Here is a 19,368-nt window from a genome sequence, read left to right on the forward strand (position 1 = left end):
CGGGCGCTCGCGGTTCGCCGTGGTCCCCCTCGTCCGGCGCGCCGGCCGCCGGATACGTACCGACGCGTCGCTCCGGAACAATGAGCAAACGGCTTAATACGTCTCCCCCAACGTCGCGTCTGAGAGATTCATGATCGCCGCCAGCCTCGTGATGATCGCCGGTCTGGGGATCGTCGCGTTCCTGTCACAGGCGTACGGCTACCGGCTGGGCGGCGTGATGGTGGTCCCGCTGCTCGTCATCTACACGCTCCGGGAGCCGCTCTCGCCCGTCATCTTCGTGAGCGGCACCGCCGCCGCGTGGTGTGCCCTCTGGGCGCTCAGGGAGTACACGCTCAACTACGGCCGGCGGCTCTTCCTCGCCGCCGTCGGCGTGGGCGCGATCGCGACGGTCGCGGTCGGCTTCGTCGTCTCCCAACTCCTCCCGGCGCGGCTCCCCTTCGAGAACGCCGAGGTGATCGCCAGCATCTTCCCCGGCGTTACCGCGTACAACCTGATGCGGCTCGCACCCGAGAACCGCCGGGCCGACCTCCTCGCGATGGCCGGCTGCTACGCCGGCCTCGTGGCCGTCGGGGCGCTCTCGCTGGTGATCCTCGCGCGCGTCGGGTCGCCGACGCCGCCCGTGCTGGCGTTGCCGACCAGCGACTTCGTCGACTGGATCGGGATCGACTCCCGCGGGACGGCCCACCCCCCGGTCACCCCGAATTGGCTCTCGGTCTCGCTGCTGCTCGTCGACGTCGCGATCTACGAGGGGTTCCGGAAGCGGTACGACCACCGCCTCGCGGGAATCATCATCGTCCCGCTGTTGGCCGTGTTCAGCGTCCGGTACGGCCCCGCGATCGCCGTGTACGTGATCGGGGCGACCGCGGTGTTCTTCCTCCTCTCCTACGTCCACTGGGTGACGCTGCTGTACGGGCGGGTGCTCCTCGCGCTCTCGCTCGCGCTGGGCGTCCTCTACGTCCTGGTGATCGGCGTGCTCCGGCCCGTCTCCGCCCCGGGGATCACGCTGTTCTTCGTCGGCCTGTTCGTCGGTATCGGCGCGTACAACCTCCACCGGGTCACGCCGGCGAACCGCCGCGCGCACATCCGGATCTCCGCCGCCCTGTTCGCGATGTTCTACGCCACCATCTACGTCCTCGTCGACGTCCCCCCGAGCGGGCTGATCTCCGACCATCCCGTCCCGTACGCCCTCGTCGGGATCGTCGTCGTCGGCCTCGCCGCCGTCGAACTCCGCCGGCTCGAGGCGTCGATCCCCGACGCGGCGGCGTTCGCCCGCGAGTCGGTGTTCGCGAACGTCTCGGTCGACGGCGCCGACATCGACGACTCCCCGCTGGTCGCGGAGACGGAGGAAGAGCGATGACCGGGAGCGGCCTCCTCTCGCGGCTTCGACGATCGGTCGGCGACTCGATCCGGTCCGTCCGACACGTCGCGGACCGCGGACGGTCACACTACGAGCGGGTCGAACGGACGCCGATCCGGGTGACCGTCTCCGGCGTCCGAGGGAAGTCGACGGTCGTCCGCTGGCTCAACGAGGTGCTCGTCGATCGCGGGTTCGAGACGTACGCCAAGGTCACGGGCGATCGATCGTTCTCCTACCGCAACCGCGAGAAGCACGAGATCCCCCGGAGCGGGCCGACCCGGCTGTACGAGAACGAACGGGAACTCCGGAAGTACGCCCCCGTCGACGCGGTCGTCGCGGAGAATCAGGGGATCCGCGAGTACACGACGCGGCTCGCGAACGAGCTGTTCGACCCGCAGGTCGTCGTCATTCTCAACGTCCGGCGGGACCACCAGTCGACGCTCGGCGCGGAGCTCACCGACATCGCCCGCGTGTTCACCCGCACGGTCCCGGAGGACGCCCACGTGATCAGCGCCGACCGCAACGACGCCATCAACGACTACCTCCGGCGGGAGTTCGAGAAGACGGGGAACGCGTTCACCGTCGCCGAGCCGCGACCCGACTCCCCCTTCGAGGACGTGTTCGGCGCGCGGTCGGCGTTCGCCGTCGACGAGGTGCTGCGCAGCCTCGGCCTCGACCCGCTGCCGCCGGCCCGGATCGAGTCCTACGTCGAGAATCTCCGTTCGGAGTGGGGGTGGCGGCGGCTGGCGGGCGGTGGACTCGTCGCGAACGGGGCGATGATGAACGATATCGAGTCGACCGAACTCCTCCGGCAGTTCCTCGTCGAGCGCCTCGAGGAGCCAACGATCACGCCGTTCGTCTACACGCGCCGGGATCGGGCCGGCCGGACCGTGGCGTTCGTCCACTACCTCACGTGGCTCGCCGAGCACGACCTCGTCGGTCGCGTCCACGTGGCAGGCTCGCACGCCCGACTGCTGGAGCGGCGCGTCGACGCCGAGTTTGTCCACCACGACGAGTCCATGCCGGCGGATCGCGTGCTCGATCGATGCCTCGACGACGGCTACCCGGTGTTCCTGATGGGGAACACCGTCGCGACGTTCATGCGGGAACTCACCGGAGCGATCGACCGGCGCGCGGTCGAGTGAGCGACCCGCCGCCCCGACCAATTATGGCGTCCGGCCGTCAACGCTCCGGCCATGAAGTCGGTCCAGTTCCACGGCCACGGCGGCCACGACGTGATCCAGTACGACGAAATCCCCGATCCGACCCCCGGCCCCGACGAGGTCAAAATCGACGTGAAGGCCGCGGCGCTGAACCACCTCGACGTGTGGACCCGGCGGGGGATGCCCGGTATCGATCTGTCGATGCCCCACACGCCCGGCAGCGACGCGGCGGGCGTCGTCGTCGAGGTTGGGGAGAACGTCGAGCGGTTCGAGCAGAACGACCGCGTGGCGGTGTCGGCGGGCGTCGCCTGCGGTCGCTGTGAGTTCTGCCGCGACGGCGAGGAGTCGATGTGCGTGCGCTACCAGATCATCGGCGAGCACCGCCCCGGGGTCCACGCGGAGTACGCCACCGTCCCGGCGGACAACCTCGTTCCGGTCCCGGAGGGCGTCGACTGGGAAGTCGCCGGCTCCGCGTCGCTGGTGTTCCAGACCGCGTGGCGGATGCTCGTCACCCGCGCCGACCTCTCGCCGACCGACTCGGTGCTCGTGCTCGGCGCCTCCGGCGGCGTGGGCCACGCGGCGGTCCAGATCGCCGACCACGTCGCCGACGAGGTGTACGCGACCGCCTCCACCGAGGAGAAACTGGGCTACGCGGCGGACTGCGGCGCCGACCACGTCATCGACTACACCGAGACGAACTATGCCGACCGGATCCGCGACCTCACGGGCAAGCGCGGCGTCGACGTGGTGGTCGATCACGTCGCCGGCGAGTCGTGGTCCGACTCGCTGGCCTCGCTCGCGAAGGGCGGAAAGCTGGTGACCTGCGGCGCCACCGCCGGCGGGCAGCCTCACACCGACGTGAACCGCATCTTCTGGAACCAGCTCTCCGTGCTCGGCTCGACGATGGCCACCCCCGGCGAGGCCGACGACGCCCTCTCACTCGTCTGGGATGGGACGTTCGAGCCGCGGATCCGGGAGGTGGTCCCGATGTCCGAGGCCGCCCGCGGCCACGAGATGCTGGAGAACCGGGAGGGCTTTGGGAAGGTGGTGCTAAAGCCCGACAGTGAGCTCTGAGGACGACGGCTACACCCACACGGCCGGCAGCGTCGAGGGCGAGTCGGACGGCGACGGCGGCGGCCCCAGCGGCACGCTGCTCGTCGTCGTGGTCGCGCTGGCGACGCTGGTGATCCCGGGGATAATCTACCTGTACCCGACGCTGTTGGCGGATCACGTGCCGTTCATGGTGGCGATGCTGGCGCTGCCGTTCATTCCGGCGCTGCTGTTGGGTGTTGTCGGGGTTTGGGCGATGAAGGAGTAGATTCGGGCGTTTTTCGTCGGTTTTCGGGGTCGCTCAGGTCGTCGGCTACTGGACCAGTGACTACGACGGTGACAGCAACCGCGACGGCGACCGAAACCGCGACGGCAACAGCAGTTCGTTCGTAGACCACTTGTAACCGCGAAGTCCCGGGCACGAGGCCCGGCACAGCACGGAGTCCCCACCCCTCCCCCCGCGCCGGCGACGAATCGCCGGCGCGAGGCGTCCACCGCGACCGCGGCCGGTGGTGGCGCGCGACGTGAGCGCCTCCGTGCGCGAACGAGCGCGCGAGGGATGAGCGACCGGACGAAGTGAGGGAGCGAATCGGCTGGGGAGGTGTGTGGGCTGTGCGGCGCGGCCGCGGTCACAAGGTGCCAACGATCGAACTGCGGTTGCTGTTCGCGGTCGCTGTCCGGCGATTACTAATCGAGACGCCGTTCGCAGTCGCTGTCCGTTGTCCCCCAAAGAAGCGGCCGCCGACCACTACTTATCGCTCGAAGCCGACCTCGCCGTCGGAAACAGTCTCGCCCTCCTGATCCCGGCGCATCGCGATCTCGAACCACGGACAGAGCCGCAGTTGGCGGTACCACTCGGGATGCTCGTACAGCAGGTCGTAGTCCGCCCAGAGCAGCCCTTCGATCTCCTCGGTGTCCGGATCGAGCGTGGTGTCGGTCAGCGTCACCTGCAGCACGGCACAGACCTCCCACTCCAGCCCCTCGCGCTCGTAGCGGCGCTTGTACTCGAAGCGGTCGGTCACTTCGAGGTCGTCGTACTGGTCCGGCGTGACGCCGAGTTCCTCCTCCAGTCGCTGCTTCGTGGCCTCGATCTGGCTCTGTCCCTCGACGGGATGGGAGGCGACCGTCCCGTCCCAGTGGGTGTCCCAGAGGCGCTTGTTCGCGGCGCGCTGGGCGAGCAGAATCCGGCCCTCCTCGTCGAACACCAGCGCGGTGAAGGCGCGGTGGCGCTGCCCCTCGCCGGTGTGGGCGTCCAGACGGTTGGCGAGTCCGGTCGGCTCGTCGTCGCCGTCGACGGCGACCACGTCCTGCGCTGCGTTGGGGTGGGGTTCGGTACCCCCGCCCGCGTCGGCGTTCTCGGTGCTCATACGGGGGTCATTGGCCACCGGGGGTAAGGTCGCTTCGATGCTCGGCGGCGCGGACCGCGGTCGGCGTGCTCAGGCGTCGATGCCCAGCTCCTCCAGCAGCGTCAGCCCGGCCTCGTGGGAGGAGCCGGGGCCGCGAGCCGTCACCAGATCGCCGTCGACGGTGACGGACGTGTCGGCGTCGAGTTCGGCGTCCCAGTTCGCGCCGACAGTCTTCACTTCGTCCTCGACCCAGTAGGGGAGCTTCCGCCCCTCGAACAGGTCGCGCTCGTCGACGATCCCCTCCTCCCACGCGTTCGGGAAGCCGGTCACGTCCCGGCCGGCGGCGAGGAACTCGCCGTCGCTGTCGCGGGTGAACGCGAGGATCCCGACCGCGTGGCAGACGACCAGCGCGGTGCCGTCCTCGCCCTCGACGGCCGTCCGCAGCGCGGCGCGGGCGTGCTTGTCCTGATTGATGTCCCACATGGTGCCGTGGCCGCCGGGGAGCACCACCGCGTCGTAGCCCGCCGGCTCGGCGTCGGCCACCGCGAGCGGGTCGTTGAGCCGCTCGTCGGTCTCGTGGATCTCGCGGAGACGGTCTGCCTCCTCCTCGCCGATGTCCTCGGGGTCGAGCGAGCGCTCGTCGACGACCGGCGGCTCGCCCGTCGGCGTCGCGACGGTCACGTCGACGCCGGCGTCGTCCAGTGTGGTGAGCGGGTCGATACACTCCTCGGCCCAGTAGCCTTCCTCGCTGACGATGAATAGCGCGTCGGTCATGCACTCGACAGTCGGGGACTGCGAGGGAAAAGCGCTCCCGCCGTGGCACGCGATCCGCCCGCCGGAGGGCTTTAGGTGCCGAGCCGTTCGTCGAGGATCAGCCGGGTGGTGCTCTCCTCGACCTCCTCCTGCTCGCGGGCCCGCGAGATGAGTTCGTTCACCGCGCGGGTGTCCACGCAGTCGACGACCAGCACGATGTCGTCCTCGCCGGAGACCTGCCAGACGAAGTCCACCTCGTCCCACTCCGCCAGCCGCTTGCCCACTTCGTCGGTGTTCACGTCCATCGCGACCGAGATCTCGATCATCGCCTTCACGTTCCCGGTCCGGGTGGTCACGGTGAACCGTTCGATCACGCCCTCCTCGACCATCCCCTCCACGCGGTTCCGGACCGTCCCCTCGCTGGTCCCCACCCGTTCGGCGATCTCGGTGTAGGGCGTCCGGGCGTCCCGCCGGAGGATGTTCAGGATCTCCCGATCGAGTTCGTCCATACAGTTCCCTGGGGCGCCTCCGTCATACCGATTACGAATTTCGTAGGAAAACTTCGAACGACACAGTTATACGGAACGATGAGTACGTATCTCGTAATGAGTGCGTACATCGCGCTGGCCGACGGTCGTGTCGTGGAGGGACGCTCGCGTGCCCCCGGCACGGGCCGGGGCGAGCTGGTGTTCACGACCGCCTACACCGGCTACGAGGAGAGCCTGACCGACCCCTCCTACGCCGAGCAGGCGCTGACGTTCTCCTACCCGCTGATCGGGAACTACGGCGTCCGGGAGGAGCGCTTCGAGTCCGACTCGGTCCAGCCCCGAGTCGCCGTCGCACACGAGTTCACCGACGACGTGGCCGACTGGCTCGAACGCGAGGGGATCCCCGCGATCGACGCGGTGGACACGCGGGATCTGGTCACCTCGATCCGCGAGCAGGGGGCGATGCGGTGTGGCGTCGCCGCCGGTCCCGACGCGACGCCCGAACAGGCCAAAGCACAGTTGGAGCAGTGCGTCGAGATGAGCGAGCACACCGACATCGGCGCACAGGTCAGCGTCGACGAACCGCAGGTGTACGAGGGCAACGGACTCACCGTCGCGCTGCTGGACTGCGGCGCGAAGCAGTCGATCGTCGACTCCCTCACCGCCCGCGACGCCGAGGTGCACGTCCTGCCCTACGACTCGACGCCGGAGGAGGTGGCCGCAGTCGAGCCGGATCTGGTGTTCGTCTCGAACGGCCCGGGCGACCCGGCGAACTTCGAGGCCGCCGGCGAGGTCGTCGACGAGTTCGCGGGCGAGCTCCCGATCGCGGGCATCTGTCTGGGCCAGCAGGTCGTCGCCCGCTCGCTGGGCGGCGAGACCGAGAAGATGGAGTTCGGCCACCGCGGCCTGAACCAGCCGGTGCGCGACCTCGAGACGGACCGCGTGATCATGACGACCCAGAATCACGGCTACAGCGTCGCCGACCCCGGCGAGCTCGCGGTCACGCAGGTCAACGTCAACGACGGCACCGCCGAGGGGCTGGAGGGCGTCGGGATCGACGTGATTACGCGCCAGTACCACCCCGAGGCCAACCCCGGTCCCCACGACTCGCTGGACTTCTTCGACGACGTGCTCGAGATGGCCGAGAACCACGCGCCCGCGGTCGCCTCCGACTGAGCGGTCGGGAGCACCGCACTGATTCCGTCCTCGGCAGGACGACTCGGTAAAACGTTCTTCAGGATACGCTTTAGTCGCTCTCGCCCCCAGCCGTGGGTATGGCTGCCACAGTCCCCGACGGCTACGTCGCGGTCGCCGACGAATCGACGCTGCGGGAGGAAGGTCGGACCGTCGCGAGCGCCGACGGCACTCCCGTCGTCGTGTTCCACCACGAGGGCGAGTTCCGCGCGGTCAACAACCGTTGTCCCCACATGGGCTTTCCCCTCTCGGAGGGGAGCGTCGACGAGGGCGTGCTTACCTGCGAGTGGCACCACGCCCGTTTCGAACTCTCCTGTGGCGACACGTTCGACCCGTGGGCCGACGACGTGGAGAGCTACCCCGTCGAGGTCGTCGACGGTACCGTCTACGTCGACCCCGACCCGCAGCGCGACGAACCGCCGGCGGTCCACTGGGCCGAGCGACTGGAGGACGGGCTGGAGCAGAACCTCAGACTCGTACTCGCGAAATCCGCGATCGGGCTGCTCCGAGCCGACGTGAACCCCGTCGAGCCGTTCGAGACGGCGACCGTCTTCGGCACCAAGTACCGCGAGGGCGGCTGGAGCTCCGGGCTGACGATCCTGACCGCCCTGATGAACCGACTGCCCGACCTCGACGAGGCGGATCGGGAGCGCGCGCTCTACCAGGGGCTCGTGCAGGTCGCGAGCGACTGCGCCGACCAGCCGCCGAAGTTCGATCAGGAGGCGTTCGAGGCGACGGACGTGCCGTTCTCGCGGCTGAAGGCGTGGTTCCGGGAGAACGTCGAGGTGCGGGACGCCGACGGCGCCGAGCGCGTGCTGCGGACCGCCGTCGCCGCCGACTGCACGCCCGAACAGCTGACCGAGATGCTCACGGCGGCGGCGACCGATCACCGCTACCTCGACACCGGCCACCGGTTCGACCACCTGAACAAGGCGACGGAGGCGCTGGACCACGTGGGCTGGGACCATCCCGAGACGGCGGACGTGCTGGCGTCGCTGGTGCGCGGGCTCGCGACCGCGGAACGCAGCGAGGAGCTTTCCTCGTGGCGCCAGCCCGACGATCTCGCGGGCCGCAGTGCCGAGTCGTTTGAGCGACTGGACGAGATGGTTGCCGAGGGTGAAGGGAAAAGCTGGACCGAACCCGACGACTTCACCGACCGCCTTCACAGCGAGGAGCCGGAGGCGGTGTACGAAGCGCTGGACGACGCGATCCGCGGGGGGGCGACCGTCGAGGAGTTGGCCCGCGCGGTCGCGTTCGCGGCGGGCAAGCGCGTCGCGCAGTTCTCGACGGCCAACGAGTTCAACGACTGGAACACGGTCCACCACACGTTCACCTACGCGAACGCGGTCCACCGCGCGGCCCAGCGCGCGCCCACGACCGAACTCTACCGCGGGGTGTACGACGCGGCGACGAACGTCTACCTCGATCGCTTCCTCAACACGCCGCCAGCGCCCGAACCGTCGGTCGACGAGAGCGCTGATCCCGACGAAGAGCTTCAGGAACTCCTGCACTGCTTCGAGATGGAGGGCGAGGTGAACGCCGCCGGCACGCACGCGGCGAACTTCCTCGACGCCGGCGGCGATCCCGAGCGCCTGAAGGCCGAACTCGGCGGCGCGCTGCTCCGGGAGGATACGGGCTTTCACACGTTCCAGGCGTTGGAGGCCGGACTCCGGCAGTTCGACCTCCGGGACGATCCCGACGAGCGGCGGGTGCTCGCGACGGCGGTCGCGCGCTACCTCGCGGCGCACTACCCGACCCGGCGGGAGCGCGAGCAGACGTACTCCATCGCGTCGCGGCTCCACCGCGGCGAGCGGATTCACGAGGAGAGCGGGGCGGAGGGGGCCGCGGACGACTGAGTGCCGCCGGCGGGCCGCCCCACCTGTTTCGGCCCACACAAGGCTTTTCACCGCCGTTCGCGTCTATTACGTATGAGCTACGACGCGGTCGTGTTCGACAACGACGGCGTTCTGGTGGACACCACCGACTACGACGTGCTGCAGGAGGCCGCCTGGCGTGCGTTCGAGGAGGCCGGGGTCGACGACCCCGATCCCGAGCACGTCGAGGAGGTCGTCGTCGGTGTGACGCCGGAGTCGCTGTCGGAAGTCTGCGAGCGGTACGGTCTCTCTGTCGAGGAGTTCTGGCGGGTGCGGGATCGTGCGTCCCACGAGGCACAGCGCGAGCACGTCCACGCCGGCGGGAAGCAGCTGTTCGACGACGTGTCGACGCTGTCGGATCTCGATCTCCCGATGGGCGTGGTGAGTTCGAACCAACAGGAGACGGTTGATTTCCTGCTCGAGCACTACGGCGTCTCGGGGCTGTTCGACACCGCCTACGGCCGGCAGCCGACGATCTCGGACCTGCGCCGGAAGAAGCCCGACCCGCACTTCCTCGAGAAAGCACTCGCGGATCTGGACGCCGAGGACGCGCTGTACGTCGGCGACCGGGAGAGCGACATTACCGCGGCGGTCAACGCCGGCGTCGAGTCGGCGTTCATCCGTCGCCCCCACCGCCGTCACCACGAGCTATCGGTCCAGCCCGATCACGTGGTCGACGATCTGCACGACGTGCGGGCGCTCTGTCGGTAGTTCTTCTCGGACGTTCGGTTTGCCGCGAGCGTCGACGGAGGAGCGGCTGCTGTGGGTCTGGCGGATAGTCGTGATGGGGCACGAGCCGTTGGGTGCGGGAACAGCGACCGTGACTGCGTTCGAGACGGGAACAGCGACCGCGACAGCATCTCGTTCGTAGACCACTTGCGACCGCACTGCGCCGCAGCCTCAGACCTCCCCAGCCGACTCGCTCACTTCGTTCGCTCGTCCCTCGCGCTCGCTCGCGCACAGCGGCGCGAGCGCTTTCGCGCCGACAGCAACCGCGGTGCGGTAGCGGTGGACGCGAGGGCTCGCCACCTGTCGGCGAGCCCGTGGGGAGGATGAGGGGAAGACCATCGCGGTGCTGTGCGGCCGCGGTTGCGGTACAAGTGGCCAAGCATCGAGATGCTGTTGCCGTCGCGGTAGCCAACTACCGTCGCTGCCACAGCAACCACGTACCGTCAAGCACCTACGAACCACTCATCCACTAAATCGGCGGAAGCATTAGACCCGTACAGCCCCAACACCACCCATGAGCGAGTCCGACGCGAAAGCCGAGAAGTCCGACGCCGAATGGCGCGAGGAACTCACCGACGAGGAGTACGAGATCCTCCGCGAGCGCGGCACCGAGGCGCGCTTCAGCGGCGAACACGTCGACCGCGACGACGACGGCGTCTACCGCTGCAAAGGCTGTGGCGAGATCCTCTTCGACTCCGAGACGAAGTTCGACGCCGGCTGCGGCTGGCCCAGCTTCTACGCCGCCGAGAACGACGCCGTCGAGACCCGCGAGGACCGTCGCCACGGGATGACCCGCACCGAGGTCGTCTGCGCCACCTGTGAGGGCCACCTCGGCCACGTGTTCAGCGACGGTCCCGAGCCGACCGGGAAGCGGTTCTGCATCAACTCGGTCGCGCTGGAGTTCGAGGACGGACAGTAGGGCCACGGGAAGCTATTTTTACGACCCTCCCGTCGGCCGCAGTTATGAGCTCCGACCAGCGAACGGCAGCCCCTGCGCCCCTCGACACGCTGTGCCGGCGCGCGGTCGCCGTCGAACTGGGGATCGTCGTCACGCTGTTGCTCGGTTTCGCCGCCGGGACGGTGCTCCTCGACGACGCCCTCGACCCGTACTTCCTCGACAGCGACACGTCGCTGCTGCTCGTCCGGAGCGCACTCGTCCTCCTCTGGATGGGCGTGCTCGCGGCGTCGTACGCGGCGTGGCGGGGGCAGTCGCTCCCGGTGTCGATACCCGACCGCGAGGAGGCACGGGTCGTCGGCGCCGCCGTGGCCGGGACGGTGCTCCTCGCCACGCTCCCCTTCGCCCTCCTCGCGCTCCGGACGGGCACGGGGATCGACCACGTCGCGTCGACGCTCGCCGACCCGGGCAGCGTCTTCACCGTCCGCACGCTCGCCCGGATCGCGCTGTTCGTGGCGGGGATGGCGCTGCTCTACCACGGGCTGATTCAGGGCGCGCTCCGGTACGCGCTCGGCGGCGAGCGCGCCCTCGCGGCCGTCGGGACGACGCTACTGGGCGGCTATCTGGCGGCGCCGACCGTCGTCACATACGGCAGCTTCGCGAACGGGCCGTGGCTGTCGATATGGGGGAGCCGTGCCGCGGTGGCGATCCTGTTCGTGCTCGCACTCGCCGTCGCCGTCGTCGCTGACGAACGCGAGGGGCTTCCCGACGCGCTGACGTGGCTCCCCCTGCTGCTCGCGGTCGGGGCCGCGGCCGCCGTCCTCCTGCCCGACCTCGACTCCGTGGGCGGCGTACTCGTCGCCGGGACCCGGACCGCGGTGATCGGCGTCGCCGCCGCCGCCTACGACGCGACCGAGTCGCTGGCCGTCCCGGCGCTCGTCTACGCGGCGTTCGCGGCCGTGAGCAGCGTGCTGTACGTCGCGACGCTCGCCGCGGCGTTCGGCGCCGGGTAGCCCCCGCCGCACCGCAACAGTCATTCCGCCCGCGTGTTCTCTCGGAGTATGGTCGAGGCGAACCTCGTCCTCACCGCGGGGATCTTCCTGACCGCGCTGGCGCTGGGCGGCCTGCTCGCGCTCCGGCTTGGCCAGTCGGTGATCCCGGCGTACATCCTCGTCGGCGTGCTGCTCGGCCCCTACGCGCCCTCCGTGGGCGGCGTCTCGCTCACCGTCGTCGAGTCCACGGAGATCGTCCGGCTACTCGCGGATCTGGGGGTCGTCCTGCTGCTGTTTTTCGTCGGCCTCGAACTCAGCCTCGCCTCGCTGATCCGCAAGCGCTCGCAGTTCCTCCGGGCGGGCGCCGTCGACGTGGCCGTGAGCTTCCCGCTGGGGATCGTCGTCGGCCTCGCCGCGGGCTTCTCGCTCGTGGAGTCGCTGTTCGTCGGCCTGATCACGTTCAACTCCTCGACGGTGATCATCGCGAAGTCGCTGATCGATCTGGAGTGGATCGCCGACCCCGAGAGCGAGGCGATCCTCGGCGTGATCGTCGTCGAGGACGTGCTCACCGCGGCGGCGTTCGCGGTGCTCTCGGCGGTGCTGCTCGGCGGCGCCGACGTGGCCTCCCTCGGCCGAACGCTCGGGCAGGCGGCGGTCGTGCTGGTCGCGCTCACGCTGCTGGCGTACTACGGGAGCGAGTGGGTCGACCGCGCGTTCGACGTGCGCTCGGGCGAACTGTTCCTGCTCGCCGTCCTCGGCGCGACCGCGCTCGTCTCCGGCTTCGGCCTCGCTGCGGGCGTCAGCGACGCGATCGTCGCGTTCCTCGCCGGCGCGGCGTTCGGGCAGACCTCCCACGCCGCCCGGATACAGGACCTGCTCGCGCCCAGCCGGGACCTGTTCGCGGCGGTGTTCTTCTTCGTCGTCGGGCTCGGCACGGACCCGCGGGTGGTGGTCTCGGTCGCCGGGCTCGTGGTCGCCGCGGCGGCAGTCACCGTTGTCGGACAGATCGTCAGCGGCTACGTTGCCGGGCGGAGCTGGGGGCTCTCGGTCGAAGGGGCGTCGAAGATGGGCGCCGCGCTGGTCCCTCGCGGGGAGTTCTCGCTGGTGATCGCCGCGTTCCTTCTGACCGCGGGAACCACGCCGGCGCTCCGCGAGACGATTCCGGCGTTCACGGTCGGCTACGTCCTCCTGACGAGCATCCTCGGGACGATGCTGATGCGGAACGCGGGGCTGATCCAGCGGGTGGCGGAACGGCTCCCGACGACGGCTCAGTCCTGAACGCGGTCCTTCAGTGCGGCCTGCTCCTCGTGGGTGCCGATCGCGACGAGCAGGTCCCCGCCAGCGAGTTCGAAGTCGGCGTCGGGGTTGGAAACGGTCTCCTCCCCGCGCTGGACCGCGATCACCGTGGCGCCGGTGTCGCGTTTGATCTCGCTCTCGGCGAGCGTCGTACCGACGAGCGACGACCCCTCGGCGACTTCGACCCACTGGATGATCGCGTCGCCCAGTGGCGCCGACAGCGCGTCGACGTTCACCGACTCGAAGTAGGCGCCCTCGAGGATCGAGCCGAGCTTGTTCGCCTCCTCGCCGTTCAGGTCGAGCAGCTTCTCCCCGCTCTCGTCGCGGGCGGGCCGGCGGTACAGCTCACAGCGCCCGTCGTGGTGGACGACCACCGACGCCACCCCGCCGGCGTCGAGTTCGAGGTCGAACTTCCGGCCGACCCCGGGGAGGTCGGTCTCGTAGACGGTCATACCTCACCTGACGCGGCGAGGGGAATAACGGTATGGGTAGAAACGCAGACGCCGGCTACGGCAGGTACCGAACGCTGACGGTCCCCGGCTCCGAGCGGATCTCGACCCGGTTCACGCCGAGGCGGGCGGCGCGCCCGAGCGTCGCCTCGCGGTCCTCGAGCACGTCCTCGACGGCGTCCTCGGTCTCCTCCTCGGGGACGCTGATGACGTGGAGTTCCCCGATCCCGGCGCGTTCCTGCTTGGTGAGCTCGCCGACGGACTGCTCGGCAGCGATCTCGCGTTCCTGCTTCGTGGGCGGCTCGCGGCTCTCGCTGATCGACAGCGAGCGTCGCTCCTCGACCTCGACCAGTTCGGCGGTCACCTCCAGCGGCGGCTCGGGGGCGACCGTCCCCTCCACGACGTCGTCCTCCGAGAGCCCGGGGTTCGAGGAGAGCGTGTGCACCTGGCCGCGCTCCACGTCCCGCAACACTGCGCTGTCGTCGTCGGCGTGCGTGACGAGGAACGTGCCCTCGGTCGCACTGTCGATCTCGGCGTCGCTCATACCCCTACTGGGCGCCCGAGCCCTTTCCGGATTTCGCCCGCGGCTCAGCGCAGCCGGCGGTGGATCAGGAGGATCAGCGCCGCCGCCGCCGTCGGGAGCAGGGGCGAGGCGATCGCCGGCAGCGCGTACAGCGCGGCGACGACGGGGGCGAACACGCCGGACGGCTCGGGGCGGGCGATCGTCTCGCCGTCGAGGACGAACGTCTCGGGCATCGACGCGATCAGGCCGAGATACAGCGAGAGCAGGAACAGGTAGCCGCCGACCGCCAGCAGCGGTTCGTAGTTCGCCGGCGGGTCGAACGACCCATCGACGCGGCGCCCGTACCGCCGCGTTCGGGCCGCGAGCAGCACGGGGCCGACGGTCGGTAGCACCGCCAGCAGCCCCAGGAGGGCGATGAAGGACCGCGAGAGCGTGAAGCTCCCGCCGCGGGCGCCGGCCGTCCGACCGAACACGACGACGATCGCGAGCACGCAGGTCAGCGCCAACAAAAGCGTCGCGAGGGCGGCGACGAGCACGTACGACCGGAACAGAAGCGAGTCGCTCCCGCGGAACGCGTAGGGGAAGGCGCCGAGGATGCCGTCGTAGTCGTCTGCCATCGGCGGGGGTTGTAGTCGGGCGGAGTTAAACGCCGCGAGGGAGCGCCGCGTTCGGGACGATCGGACCTGCGACCGCGGCGGCCTACTCCGCGCGCGGGAACTCCCCGATCGTGTCCTCGCGGAACGCGTCCTCGTCGAACTCGTACTCGTCGTCGAGGAAGTCGACGATCGTGTGGGTGTCACGCATCGCGTTCTTCAGGCAGGTCGAGGCGCCCGGCGACGGCGTGATGTTGAAGATCACGTCGTTGCCGACGATCTTGGCCTCGCCCATGTCCAGGGACTTCTTCTCCGTGTCGACGATCTGGGGGCGGACGCCGCCGTACCCCTTCGCGCGCTCAATGTCGTCGAGTTCGACGCTGGGCACCACCTTCTGGACGTGAGGGAGGAACTGCCGTGGGCCGATCTCCGGTACGTCGTAGACGAGGTTCCGGAGCACGTACGGCAGCAGGATGCGGTCGGCGAGGATGTTCGCGTAGCTCAGGAAGGAGGCGGCGTTCAGCCCGAACACGTCGATGAAGTCGCCGACCGTCGAGATCCGGCCCCGCTCCAGCGCCGGCACCAGCTTCGCGGTGGGACCGAAGCGGGTGATGCTGCCGTCGTGGACGTCGGCGTCGCCGTGGACCGCCGCGAACGGGAGCTTCTTCATCTGCAGCGTGTACACCTTCCCGTTCAGCAGGTCGTCGGCGAGGAAGAAGCTGCCCGCGACGGGGAGCAGCACTTTGTCCTGCCCGTAGCCGAGCTCCTTGGCCATCTGGAGGCTGTGGGAGCCGGCGGCGACGACGGTCGCGTCGGCGTCGAGCGTGCCCGCACCGGCGGTCTCGATCTCGTGGCCGTCGGGCTTGGGCGTGATGTCGGTGACCGCCGTGCCGGTGAACACGTCGACGCCGGCGTCGTCCTCGACGGCCTCGACGAACGAGTTGGCGGTCGCGCCGTAGTCGACGACGTAGCCGTCGGGCGTCTGAAGCGCGAGCATCTCGGTGTCGGGGTCGCGCCCCTCGACGACTTTGGGTTCGAGGTCGGCGATCTCCTCGCGACCGATGGGCTGGAGCTTGGGGAACAGGTCGCCGAACCCTTCCTCCTCGTAGCGGCGTTCGAGGCTGTCGACCTCCTCGCGGCCGACGCCGAGCACCATCTTGCTCCGCTTGGCGTGCATCTCGCGGTCGGGGTCGTGGTTCTCCAGATAGCCCGCGAGCAGTTCGGCGCCCTCCTTGACCTCCTCGGCCTTCTCGAGGGTGTAGTTGGTCTCGATGTCGCCGAAGTGCAGCGTCTGGGAGTTGTTGGTGTGGTGCGTGTTGATCGCGCCGATCTCCGGCTCCTTCTCGACGAGCGCGATCGAGTCGATGTCGGTGAACTTCGCGGTCGTGTACAGCAGCGACGCGCCGCTGATGCCGCCGCCGACGATGACGAGGTCGTACTGTTCGGACATGTGGGCGTTACTCCCACGCTCGTGCTCCGCACTGATAATGGGTCTTCTTTCGCCGTCGTGTTCGACGATCGACGTGACGGATATCGACAGAAGCGGCCGGGACGCGGGCGTTCGGTCGGCTCGACCGACAGGAACGGCAGTCAGTGAGAGCGACGGGTCACGCGACCGCGAACAGTCGTGTTCTGTCGGACTCGCGGTACGAAAAAACGGATCGGGGAGCGGCTCGACGGATGGTCGAGGCGATCGTCCTCAGCCCTGCACCTCGATCTCGGTGCCGGTGACGGCGGCCTCCGCCTCGATGGGGAGGCGGACCTCGAGCATGCCGTTGTTGTACTCGGCCGTGATCCCCTCGTCGTCGATCGACTTGGGGAAGCGGAACCGACGGTGGTAGGTCCGCCGTCGGCCGCGCTGGGTGTCCTCGTGCTCCGCGGCGATGTTCAGGACACCCTCGTCCCAGGACACCGAGATGCTCTCGGGATCGAAGCCGGGCATCTCGACGCTGAGGACGAACTCGCCGTCCTCCTCGAACAGTTCGTAGTCGGTACGACCGGACTCGAACAGCTTGCTCGGGAGATCGAGGCCTTGCGTCCAGGAACTGGTCAGGTTCTCCGGAAGCGCCATGGCTGATCACCTCGACTGCATCGGTACATTGTGCACGCTTCGTAATGTACGTTATTAATCATTTTCGAGAAGATCGTATCGAAAGGAGAAAACGAACTCTCTCGGGTCGATCGTGGCTTTCCCGGGCTGAGCGGACGCGACGCCGGCGGGCTACTTCCGATCCTCGGGATCGCGACCGTTGTCCGACTCGTCGTCGGCGTCGTCCGCCGTCCCGCCGTCGGCCTCGGACTCGTCCTCGGTCTCGGGTTCGTCTTCGGCCGTCTCGGCCTCGGTTCTCGGTTTCTCGCCGGCCTCGTCGCCCGCGTCGACACCCTCGGCGACGGTCTGCTCGACGGTCTGTTCGACCTCCTCGGTGACCTTCTCGGTGACTTCCTCGGTCACTTCCTCGCTCACCTTGTCGACCTCCTCGCTGACGGTCTCACTGACGGTCTCTTCGACCTCCTCGGTCACTTCCTCGCTGACTTTGTCGACCTCTTCGCTCACCGTCTCGCTGACGGTCTCCTCGACCTCCTCGGACACCTTCTCGGTCACGGTGTCGCTCACCTGATCGACCTCCTTGCTGACGGTCTGCTCGACCTCTTCGCTCACCGTTTCGGTGACGGTCTGCTCGACCTCCTCGCTGACGGTTTCACTGACGGTCTCCTCGACTTCCTCACTCACCTTCTGGGTCACCTCCTGTGTCATCCACTCGGGGTCGAACCGCGCCATCTTCCAGGCGATGTGGACGAGGTAGGAGAGCAGCGCCCCGAGGCCGAACGCGACGCCGACCTGCGTGCCGAGTTCGAGAATCAGTACGATGGCGACGAAGATCGTCAGGCCGTAGGCGATGTCGACGATAGCGTCGACGCGTGACGCCTTCATCGGGACTCCTCCTGCGAGCGCTCGCGCTGTCGGTGGACGGTCATACCCAAACACCGAGTTCCAGACGGGTATACCCATCTTTCCCGGCGGGCGATCGTGGCGGCGTCCGCCCGCCCGTGGCTGGGTCGCGCCGGGTCGCGGGCGGGCCGTTCCGACCCCTTAAGAGCGCGGCGCCGCTGCGTCCTGTATGGTCGACGTTTTTCTCCTCGTAGGGATCGCCGTGGCGCTGTTCGTGGGGTTCAACATCGGTGGATCGACCACCGGGCCGGCGTTCGGGCCGGCAGTCGGCTCCGACGCCATCTCCAAGACCGGCGCGGCGGCGCTGATGGGCGTCTTCTTCTTCGTCGGCGCGTGGACGATCGGCCGCCGCGTGGTGGACAAGCTCGGCGAGGACCTCATTACCAGCGCCAGCGTGTTCACGATCGAGACGAGCATCGTCGTCCTCTTCTTCGTCGGCGGCGCGCTGTTCGTCGGTAACTACTTCGGCGTCCCGGCGTCGACGTCGATGACCGCCGTCGGCTCGATCGCCGGCCTCGGCGTCGCAACGGGCGAACTCGACTGGGTCGTGATGGGCGAGATCGCGGTCTGGTGGATCGTCGCGCCGATCGTCGGCTTCTGGGTGTCGGGGATGATCGGGCGGTACCTCTACCCGCGGATCAACCAGTGGGTCGCGATCAACAGCAGCGAGGGACCGTTGATGGAGATCGAGCGTTCCGGCGCGGTCCCGCGACCCGTCCCGGGGCCGAACACGACCCGCCGGGAGATGATCGGCGGCATCATCGTCATCACGATCGGCTGTCTGATGGCGTTCGCCTCGGGCACCTCGAACATCGCGAACGCGATCGCGCCGCTGGTGGGCGCGGGCGTCGACGTGAACATGATGATCCTGCTGGGCTGTGCCGCCGTCGCCGTCGGGGCGTTCACGATCGCCCGACGGACGCTCGACACGCTCGGCAACGACATCACCGACCTGCCGCTGACGGCCGCGATCGTCGTCGCCGTCGTCTCCTCGTCGATCGTGATCGGCCTCTCGGCGATCGGCATCCCCGCCTCGTTCGTGATCATCGCGACCACCTCGATCGTCGGCCTCGGCTGGGGGCGGGCGACCCGGACGGCGACGGTCTCCGGGGGGGTTCGGGGCGAGGAGGAAGCCAAAGTGTCCGTCGGCGCGCTGGCCGCCGAGGAGGCGGGCGAGGAAGTCCCCGAGATCGGCGAGGAGGAGCCAGAGGACATCCCCGCCGCCTCGGACCTGTTCGACCCGGCGACGACCGGCCGGGTGTTGATCATGCAGAACGTCGTGCCCGTGCTCTCGACGGTCGGCGCCTACGCCGCGTTCACGATCCTGTTCCGGTTCGTCTGGTAACGGTCCGCCCCGCGGACTGGCGGACGTTACTCGTAGTGCTCTTCGAGGTACTCGACGATGTCGTCGCTCTCGTACATCGTCACGCCGCGGTCGGTGTCGACGAGGTACGGGATCTGGTCCTCGCCGCCGGCCGTGAGTTCCTCGTGGGTCACCTCGTTGGTCACGTCGCCGCCGGCGCCGCCGGGGAGCCGGGGGTTGTGGATCACGTACGAGACGCCGAGCTCTGAGAGCGTCTCGCGGACCTTCGCGCAGTGCGGGCAGCCTTCGGACTGGTAGAGTTCGAGCATCCGGGTCGGAAGGTCGCTCCGCGGCCACTAAAGCGTTCAGCCGGCGGTCCCCCCTCGGCTGCGCCGATCGGCGGGCACACGCCT

Annotated in this window: 21 protein-coding genes; 11 read left to right on the forward strand and 10 right to left on the reverse strand. The window is 68.9% G+C overall.

Annotated features, from left to right (window positions below; genetic code table 11):
* The first annotated feature begins 130 nt into the window (after positions 1-130).
* The 4 genes from ACYQZ5_RS02820 to ACYQZ5_RS02835 are packed head-to-tail and all read left to right on the forward strand — an operon-like array spanning position 131 to position 3,838.
* On the forward strand, positions 131-1,357 hold the full coding sequence (locus tag ACYQZ5_RS02820; protein ID WP_379730672.1) for a poly-gamma-glutamate biosynthesis protein PgsC/CapC: 1,227 nt from the start codon (positions 131-133) through the stop codon (positions 1,355-1,357).
* Positions 1,354-2,502 (forward strand): capsule biosynthesis protein CapB, encoded by a 1,149-nt coding sequence (locus ACYQZ5_RS02825; protein WP_379730671.1) that lies wholly within the window; start codon positions 1,354-1,356, stop codon positions 2,500-2,502. The genes ACYQZ5_RS02820 and ACYQZ5_RS02825 overlap by 4 nt, the downstream gene beginning before the upstream one ends.
* A gap of 51 nt (positions 2,503-2,553) precedes the next feature.
* Positions 2,554-3,594: a zinc-binding dehydrogenase gene (locus tag ACYQZ5_RS02830; RefSeq protein ID WP_379730670.1), complete on the forward strand. Its 1,041-nt coding sequence runs from the start codon at positions 2,554-2,556 to the stop codon at positions 3,592-3,594.
* On the forward strand, positions 3,584-3,838 hold the full coding sequence (locus tag ACYQZ5_RS02835) for a DUF7977 family protein (protein WP_379730669.1): 255 nt from the start codon (positions 3,584-3,586) through the stop codon (positions 3,836-3,838). The genes ACYQZ5_RS02830 and ACYQZ5_RS02835 overlap by 11 nt, the downstream gene beginning before the upstream one ends.
* 484 nt (positions 3,839-4,322) lie before the next feature.
* Here the strand turns inward: ACYQZ5_RS02835 and ACYQZ5_RS02840 are convergent, their stop codons facing one another.
* The 3 genes from ACYQZ5_RS02840 to ACYQZ5_RS02850 all read right to left on the reverse strand — a co-directional run bounded on the left by ACYQZ5_RS02840 (position 4,323) and on the right by ACYQZ5_RS02850 (position 6,178).
* On the reverse strand, positions 4,323-4,937 hold the full coding sequence (locus ACYQZ5_RS02840; protein WP_379732889.1) for an NUDIX hydrolase: 615 nt from the start codon (positions 4,935-4,937) through the stop codon (positions 4,323-4,325).
* A 69-nt stretch (positions 4,938-5,006) separates the two neighbouring features.
* Positions 5,007-5,690 (reverse strand): type 1 glutamine amidotransferase domain-containing protein, encoded by a 684-nt coding sequence (locus tag ACYQZ5_RS02845; RefSeq protein ID WP_459845081.1) that lies wholly within the window; start codon positions 5,688-5,690, stop codon positions 5,007-5,009.
* A 71-nt stretch (positions 5,691-5,761) separates the two neighbouring features.
* Positions 5,762-6,178: an Lrp/AsnC family transcriptional regulator gene (locus tag ACYQZ5_RS02850; RefSeq protein ID WP_379731639.1), complete on the reverse strand. Its 417-nt coding sequence runs from the start codon at positions 6,176-6,178 to the stop codon at positions 5,762-5,764.
* Between the two features lie 96 nt (positions 6,179-6,274).
* Between ACYQZ5_RS02850 and carA the strand changes: the two genes are divergently transcribed.
* The 6 genes from carA to ACYQZ5_RS02880 all read left to right on the forward strand — a co-directional run bounded on the left by carA (position 6,275) and on the right by ACYQZ5_RS02880 (position 13,119).
* Positions 6,275-7,333, forward strand: coding sequence for a glutamine-hydrolyzing carbamoyl-phosphate synthase small subunit (gene carA, locus ACYQZ5_RS02855; protein WP_379731638.1), 1,059 nt, complete (start codon positions 6,275-6,277; stop codon positions 7,331-7,333).
* 98 nt (positions 7,334-7,431) lie between these two features.
* Positions 7,432-9,207: a Rieske (2Fe-2S) protein gene (locus ACYQZ5_RS02860; protein ID WP_379731637.1), complete on the forward strand. Its 1,776-nt coding sequence runs from the start codon at positions 7,432-7,434 to the stop codon at positions 9,205-9,207.
* Positions 9,208-9,279: 72 nt separating this feature from the next.
* Positions 9,280-9,936 carry an HAD family hydrolase gene (locus tag ACYQZ5_RS02865; protein ID WP_379731636.1) on the forward strand — a complete coding sequence of 219 codons (657 nt, stop codon included), beginning with the start codon at positions 9,280-9,282 and terminating at the stop codon, positions 9,934-9,936.
* Between the two features lie 532 nt (positions 9,937-10,468).
* Positions 10,469-10,873 (forward strand): peptide-methionine (R)-S-oxide reductase MsrB, encoded by a 405-nt coding sequence (gene msrB, locus ACYQZ5_RS02870; protein WP_379731635.1) that lies wholly within the window; start codon positions 10,469-10,471, stop codon positions 10,871-10,873.
* A gap of 44 nt (positions 10,874-10,917) precedes the next feature.
* A complete protein-coding gene (locus ACYQZ5_RS02875) occupies positions 10,918-11,862 on the forward strand; it encodes a hypothetical protein (RefSeq protein ID WP_459845085.1) in 945 nt (314 codons plus the stop codon).
* A 48-nt stretch (positions 11,863-11,910) separates the two neighbouring features.
* Positions 11,911-13,119 carry a cation:proton antiporter gene (locus tag ACYQZ5_RS02880; protein ID WP_379818753.1) on the forward strand — a complete coding sequence of 403 codons (1,209 nt, stop codon included), beginning with the start codon at positions 11,911-11,913 and terminating at the stop codon, positions 13,117-13,119.
* Here the strand turns inward: ACYQZ5_RS02880 and ACYQZ5_RS02885 are convergent.
* The 6 genes from ACYQZ5_RS02885 to ACYQZ5_RS02910 form a co-directional block, all read right to left on the reverse strand.
* Entirely contained in the window at positions 13,110-13,589 is a 480-nt protein-coding gene (locus ACYQZ5_RS02885) for a cation:proton antiporter regulatory subunit (protein WP_379730701.1), read from the reverse strand. The genes ACYQZ5_RS02880 and ACYQZ5_RS02885 overlap by 10 nt on opposite strands.
* A gap of 55 nt (positions 13,590-13,644) precedes the next feature.
* On the reverse strand, positions 13,645-14,130 hold the full coding sequence (locus ACYQZ5_RS02890) for a DUF5812 family protein (RefSeq protein ID WP_379730702.1): 486 nt from the start codon (positions 14,128-14,130) through the stop codon (positions 13,645-13,647).
* 44 nt (positions 14,131-14,174) lie between these two features.
* On the reverse strand, positions 14,175-14,726 hold the full coding sequence (locus ACYQZ5_RS02895; RefSeq protein ID WP_379730703.1) for a DUF8056 family protein: 552 nt from the start codon (positions 14,724-14,726) through the stop codon (positions 14,175-14,177).
* An 82-nt stretch (positions 14,727-14,808) separates the two neighbouring features.
* Complete coding sequence (locus ACYQZ5_RS02900; protein ID WP_379730704.1) at positions 14,809-16,152, reverse strand: FAD-dependent oxidoreductase; 1,344 nt, start codon at positions 16,150-16,152, stop codon at positions 14,809-14,811.
* Positions 16,153-16,401: 249 nt separating this feature from the next.
* The gene (locus ACYQZ5_RS02905; protein ID WP_379730705.1) at positions 16,402-16,773 is read right to left on the reverse strand and encodes an Hsp20/alpha crystallin family protein; all 372 of its coding nucleotides are present in this window, start codon (positions 16,771-16,773) and stop codon (positions 16,402-16,404) included.
* Positions 16,774-16,923: 150 nt separating this feature from the next.
* A complete protein-coding gene (locus ACYQZ5_RS02910) occupies positions 16,924-17,634 on the reverse strand; it encodes a hypothetical protein (protein WP_379730706.1) in 711 nt (236 codons plus the stop codon).
* Between the two features lie 187 nt (positions 17,635-17,821).
* On the opposite strand from ACYQZ5_RS02910, the gene ACYQZ5_RS02915 reads away from it, so the two are divergent.
* The gene (locus ACYQZ5_RS02915) at positions 17,822-18,997 is read left to right on the forward strand and encodes an inorganic phosphate transporter (protein WP_379730707.1); all 1,176 of its coding nucleotides are present in this window, start codon (positions 17,822-17,824) and stop codon (positions 18,995-18,997) included.
* A 26-nt stretch (positions 18,998-19,023) separates the two neighbouring features.
* Here ACYQZ5_RS02915 and ACYQZ5_RS02920 read toward each other — a convergent pair whose 3' ends face one another.
* Positions 19,024-19,284, reverse strand: coding sequence for a glutathione S-transferase N-terminal domain-containing protein (locus ACYQZ5_RS02920; RefSeq protein ID WP_379730708.1), 261 nt, complete (start codon positions 19,282-19,284; stop codon positions 19,024-19,026).
* Positions 19,285-19,368 lie beyond the last annotated feature (84 nt).

It is taken from the genome of Halolamina salina (assembly GCF_054653455.1).